Annotated in this window: 5 protein-coding genes; all 5 read left to right on the forward strand. The window is 75.1% G+C overall.

Annotated features, from left to right (window positions below):
* Positions 1–1,114, forward strand: a 1,114-nt coding sequence (gene pdhA / locus K6I33_RS32025; protein WP_229358055.1) for a pyruvate dehydrogenase (acetyl-transferring) E1 component subunit alpha, incomplete at its 5' end; no start/stop codon positions are given.
* Positions 1,111–2,157, forward strand: a complete 1,047-nt coding sequence (locus tag K6I33_RS32030) for an alpha-ketoacid dehydrogenase subunit beta (protein WP_229358056.1) — start codon at positions 1,111–1,113, stop codon at positions 2,155–2,157. The genes pdhA and K6I33_RS32030, both read left to right, overlap by 4 nt.
* Positions 2,157–3,572, forward strand: coding sequence for a dihydrolipoamide acetyltransferase family protein (locus K6I33_RS32035; protein WP_229358057.1), 1,416 nt, complete (start codon positions 2,157–2,159; stop codon positions 3,570–3,572). Before K6I33_RS32030 ends, K6I33_RS32035 begins: the two co-directional genes overlap by 1 nt.
* Positions 3,573–3,634: 62 nt before the next feature.
* Positions 3,635–4,483, forward strand: coding sequence for an NTP transferase domain-containing protein (locus K6I33_RS32040; protein WP_229358058.1), 849 nt, complete (start codon positions 3,635–3,637; stop codon positions 4,481–4,483).
* A partial coding sequence (locus tag K6I33_RS32045; RefSeq protein ID WP_229358059.1) for a hypothetical protein occupies positions 4,480–4,676 on the forward strand: 197 nt, incomplete at its 3' end. The genes K6I33_RS32040 and K6I33_RS32045, both read left to right, overlap by 4 nt.

A 4,676-nucleotide genomic window follows, 5' to 3' on the forward strand; every position in this document is an offset into this window, starting at 1 on the left:
ACCCCGTACCGACCCCGCGCCGCTGCTGCCCGACGCGGAGCCGTTCCGGGTGCTCGGCACCCAGGCCGCCGGCGGGTCCGACCCGGCGCTCCTGCGGCGGCTGTACGGACAGCTCGTGCGTGGTCGCAGGTACAACACGCAGGCCACCGCGCTGACGCGGCAGGGCCGGCTCGCCGTCTACCCCTCCTCCACGGGGCAGGAGGCCTGCCAGGTCGCCGCGGCCCTGGCCCTGGAGCCCCGGGACTGGCTCTTTCCCAGCTATCGCGACACCCTCGCCGCCGTCGTCCGAGGCATGGACCCCGTGCAGGCCCTGACCCTGCTCCGCGGCGACTGGCACACCGGCTACGACCCGCACGAATACCGCGTCGCCCCGCTGTGCACCCCGCTGGCCACCCAGCTGCCGCACGCGGTCGGGCTCGCCCACGCCGCCCGCCTCAAGGGCGACGACGTCGTGGCCCTCGCCATGGTCGGCGACGGCGGCACCAGCGAGGGCGACTTCCACGAGGCGCTGAACTTCGCGGCCGTCTGGCGGGCCCCCGTCGTCTTCCTCGTGCAGAACAACGGCTTCGCCATCTCCGTCCCCCTCGCCAAGCAGACCGCCGCCCCCTCCCTGGCCCACAAGGCCGTCGGCTACGGCATGCCCGGCCGGCTCGTCGACGGCAACGACGCGGCCGCCCTCCACCAGGTCCTCACCGAGGCGGTCCACCGGGCCAGGTCCGGCGGCGGCCCCACCCTGGTCGAAGCCGTCACCTACCGCATCGACGCCCACACCAACGCCGACGACGCCACCCGCTACCGCGCCGACGCCGAGGTCGAGGCCTGGCGCGCCCACGACCCCATCGCCCTGCTGGAGCGCGAGCTGCGCGACCGCGAGCTGCTGGACGACGCCGCCATACGGGCCGAGCAGGACGCCGCCGAACGCATGGCGGCCGATCTGCGCGAGCGGATGCACCAGGACCCGGTGCTCGATCCGATGGAACTGTTCACGCATGTTTACGCCGAGCAGACTGCCCAACTGCGCGAGCAGGCAGCACAATTGCGTGCTGAGCTGACCGCCGCGGGAGAGCTCCCGGGCGACCGCGCGGGCGGCCCCCAGGAAGGAAGCCAGCGATGACCACCGCGCCCGCCGAAACCGGCCGGAAGCCCGCCAGCATGGCGCAGGCGCTGGGCCGCGCGCTGCGCGACGCCATGGCCGAGGACCCCGCGGTCCACGTCCTCGGCGAGGACGTCGGCACCCTCGGCGGCGTCTTCAGGATCACCGACGGACTGGCCAAGGAGTTCGGCGAGGACCGCTGCACGGACACCCCCCTGGCCGAGGCCGGCATCCTCGGATCGGCCGTGGGCATGGCCATGTACGGGCTGCGGCCCGTCGTGGAGATGCAGTTCGACGCCTTCGCCTACCCCGCCTTCGAGCAACTCGTCAGCCATGTCTCCCGGATGCGCAACCGCACGCGCGGAGCCATGCCCATGCCGATCACCGTCCGCGTCCCCTACGGCGGCGGCATCGGCGGCGTCGAGCACCACAGCGACTCCTCCGAGGCCTACTACCTGGCCACCCCCGGCCTCCATGTCGTCGCCCCGGCGACCGTCGCCGACGCCTACGGGCTGCTGCGCGCCGCGATCGCCTCCGACGACCCGGTGATCTTCCTGGAGCCCAAGCGGCTCTACTGGGCCAAGGCCGACTGGGACCCGGACCACCCGGACGACGTGCCGGGCATCGGCAAGGCGGTCGTCCGCAGACGAGGAACGTCCGCGACGCTCGTCACCTACGGGCCGTCGCTGCCCGTCTGCCTGGAGGCGGCCGAAGCCGCCGTGGCGGAGGGCTGGGACCTGGAGGTCGTCGACCTCCGGTCGCTCGTCCCCTTCGACGAGGAGACCGTCTGCGCGTCCGTACGGCGGACCGGGCGTGCGGTGGTCGTCCACGAGTCGACCGGATTCGGCGGCCCGGGCGGGGAACTGGCGGCCCGGATCACCGAGCGCTGCTTCCACCACCTGGAGGCACCGGTGCTGCGTGTCGCGGGCTTCGACATCCCGTACCCGCCGCCGATGCTGGAGAAGCACCATCTGCCGGGCGTGGACCGGGTCCTGGACGCGGTGGCGCGGCTGCAGTGGGAATCGCAATGGACCCCTGACGAGGATGAGAGTGGTGCGCGCTGATGGCGGTGGTGCGCGAGTTCACGCTGCCCGACCTGGGCGAAGGCCTCACGGAGGCGCAGGTCGTCCGCTGGCTGGTGAAGGTCGGCGACGTGGTCGCCGTCGACCAGCCCGTGGTCGAGGTCGAGACGGCCAAGGCGATGGTGGAGGTGCCCTGCCCCTACGGGGGCGTGGTCACGGCCCGCTTCGGTGAGGAAGGGGAGGAACTCCCCGTCGGAGCACCGCTGCTGACCGTGGCGGTCGGGGAGAGGGCACCCACGGACGGCACGGCCGCCGCCCCCGCGGCGGACCCGGCCGGCCCGGCGGCCGCCGAGGCGTCCCCGGCGGACCGCGGCGAGGACACCGGGGCCAAGGCCAACGGCGAGGAGGGCTCGGGCAATGTGCTGGTCGGCTACGGCACCCAGGCCCCCGCGGCACGCCGCCGCCGGGTCAGGCCGCAGGCCCGCGAGACCGGACGCCCGGCCGAGCGGGCACCGGCGCCCACGGCCGTGGCGGTGATCTCCCCGCTCGTCCGGCGGCTCGCCCGCGAGCGCGGCGTGGATCTGACCCGGGTCCGGGGCACCGGCCCCGACGGGCTGATCCTGCGCGCCGACGTCGAGGAGGCGGCGCTCACCGCGCTCACCGCCCACGCCCCCCGCACGGCACCCGTGGGCCACGCGGCGCGGCACGCCGCCCGCCCCGAGGCGGCCCGGCCCGCCCGCCGCGCCTCCGGCGGGCGACGGGTGGCCGACGGCCTGCGCGTACCGCTGCGCGGCGTACGCGGCGTGGTCGCCGAGAAGCTCAGCCGCAGCCGCCGCGAGATACCCGACGCCACGTGCTGGGTGGACGCGGACGCCACCGAACTGCTGGCCGCGCGCAAGGCGATGAACGCCTCCGGCGGCGCCAAGGTGTCCCTGCTCGCCCTGCTGGCCAGGATCTGCACGGCGGCGCTCGCCAAGTACCCCGAGCTCAACGCGACCGTGGACACCGAGGCCCAGGAGATCGTCCGGCTGCCGGACGTCCATCTGGGCTTCGCCGCCCAGACCGACCGCGGCCTGGTCGTACCCGTCGTGCGCGACGCCAACGCGCGCAACGCGGTCGAGCTGTCCGTGGAGATGGCCCGGCTCACCGAGGCCGCGCGGGCGGGCAAGATCAGCCCGGCCGAACTGGCCGGCGGCACGTTCACCCTCAACAACTATGGGGTGTTCGGCGTCGACGGCTCCACGCCGATCATCAACCACCCCGAGGCGGCCATGCTGGGCGTCGGCCGAATAGCCCCCAAGCCCTGGGTGCACGAAGGGGAGTTGGCCGTGCGGCACGTGGTGCAGCTGTCCTTCACCTTCGACCACCGGGTGTGCGACGGCGGCACGGCGGGCGGCTTCCTGCGGTACGTGGCGGACTGCGTGGAGCAGCCGGCGGTGCTGCTGCGGACGGTGTGATCCGGGTGGCCTGATCCGGGTGGTCACGGTGTCGTCGTAGGCGGTGTCGCCATACTCGACGGGTGACGGTTTACGACGCGGTAGTACTGGCCGGAGGCGCCGCCCGGCGGCTCGGAGGAGCGGACAAGCCCGCCGTGCGGGTCGGCGGCCGGGCGCTGCTCGACCGGGTGCTGGGCGCCTGCGCCGACGCCGGGCGGACCGTGGTGGTCGGCCCCCGGCGGCCCACGGCCCGGCCCGTGACCTGGGCCCTTGAGGACCCGCCCGGCGGCGGGCCCCTCGCGGGCCTGGACGCCGGGCTGCGCGAGGTCCGCGCCGAGCGGGTGCTCGTGCTCTCGGCCGACCTGCCGTTCCTGGCGGCGGGAGCGGTGCGGGGGCTGGTCACGGCGCTCGACGACGGCATCGCGGGTGCGGAAGGCGCCGTCCTCGTGGACGGGGACGGGCGGGAGCAGCCGCTGGTCGCCGCCTACCGGGCGGAGGCCCTGCGCCGGGAGCTCGGGCTGCTCGTCGCCGAGCACGGCACGCTCGTCGGCCTGCCGCTGCGGATGCTCACGGGCGAGCTGTCGCTCGCCCGGCTGCCCCACCCCACCGCCTCCTTCGACTGCGACACCTGGGAGGACATCAGCGAGGCCCGCGCGCGCATCAGGGACGATAGGCATGTGCTGGATGAATGGATCTCCGCGGTCAAGGCCGAGCTGGGCATCGAACTCGACGTCGACACGGCCGGTCTCCTGGACCTCGCGCGCGACGCCGCGCACGGCGTGGCCCGTCCCGCCGCGCCCCTGACGACCTTCCTCGTCGGATACGCCGCCGCGCTGCGGGGCGGGGGCGCGGAGGCCGTGGCCGAGGCGGCCCGGGTGGCGGGCGCGCTCGCCGAGCGGTGGGCGGCGGAAGCGGACGGGAAGCCGTCATGAGCGGGCACGCGGGTGGACACGCGGGTGGCCGTAGCGGCGGCCGCCACGGCCGCCGGGACGGCGAGGACGCGCTCGAGCGCGCCACGGAGGAGGCGCTGGCGCTGCTTGCCGGAGAGCGGCGGGATGTGTCGCGGTCACCGCGGGATGGCCGTCCGGCCGATGTGGCCGATGTGGCTGGGGCGACCGGGGCGAC

Source organism: Streptomyces sp. UNOB3_S3 (assembly GCF_020740895.1).
GTDB lineage: Bacteria > Actinomycetota > Actinomycetes > Streptomycetales > Streptomycetaceae > Streptomyces.

Coding starts and splice junctions, on each gene's coding strand:
- K6I33_RS32030 (WP_229358056.1), top strand. CDS start 1,111: ATGACCACCGCGCCCGCCGAAACCGGCCGGAAGCCCGCCAGCATGGCG.
- K6I33_RS32035 (WP_229358057.1), top strand. CDS start 2,157: ATGGCGGTGGTGCGCGAGTTCACGCTGCCCGACCTGGGCGAAGGCCTC.